The organism is Pseudocolwellia agarivorans, from assembly GCF_002000085.1.
GTDB classification, from domain to species: Bacteria; Pseudomonadota; Gammaproteobacteria; order Enterobacterales; family Alteromonadaceae; genus Pseudocolwellia; species Pseudocolwellia agarivorans.
Map to the genome: position 1 here is coordinate 1 of NZ_MUZU01000047.1, position 762 is coordinate 762.

Annotated in this window: 1 protein-coding gene; it reads right to left on the reverse strand. The window is 39.9% G+C overall.

The window, feature by feature from the left end:
• Positions 1 to 762: aldehyde dehydrogenase family protein (locus B0X80_RS20255; protein ID WP_245825511.1), on the reverse strand; the 762-nt coding region annotated here is incomplete at both ends.

The following is a 762-nucleotide window of genomic DNA, read 5'->3' on the forward strand; positions in this document are numbered from 1 at the left end:
CCCGCGTCATTACCACCAAGCTCTAAAGTCAATCGTTTAAGATTGCTAGACGCTTCTCGCATTATCCCTTTACCAACATTTGTTGAGCCTGTAAAAACGACTTTATTAATATCTTGATGACTTGCTAATGCATGACCCACTTCACGTCCACCAATAACTATATTCAAAACTCCTGGCGGTAAGACTTGTTGTACTAATTCTACAAAGCGTAATGTAGCTACAGGTGTTGAAGATGCAGGTTTAATAACAACGGTATTACCACTGCGTAATGCTGGAATTACATGCCATATAGCAATCATAAGTGGCCAATTCCATGGTGTTATTGAAGCAACAACCCCTAACGCTTTACGATGAACTTCTACTGTTGCTACTTCATCATCTTGAATAATATCAACAGGTAATGGAAAGGAGGCCGTGGCTTGAGTCCAAGCTATTGAGCCACCAACTTCCATACCCGAACCAACACCATTTAATCCCCCTAATGGCTTACCTGATTCTTTAGTAACAAGCTCCATTAACTCTGGCATGTTTTGCTCAAGTATACCTGCAATAGAAGCAACTTTTGCTGCTCGCTCTGTATCTGGCATTGATGACCAAGATTTAAATGCCTTACGTGCTGCTTCTACTGCGCTATCGACAGTCGCTTTATCAGCTATAGCACAGGTTGCAAAAACCTCTTCTGTTGCTGGATTAATAACACTCAATAAATTTGATGATGTTACTGATTGACCATTAATAGTCATATTAAAATTTAGCATTGAA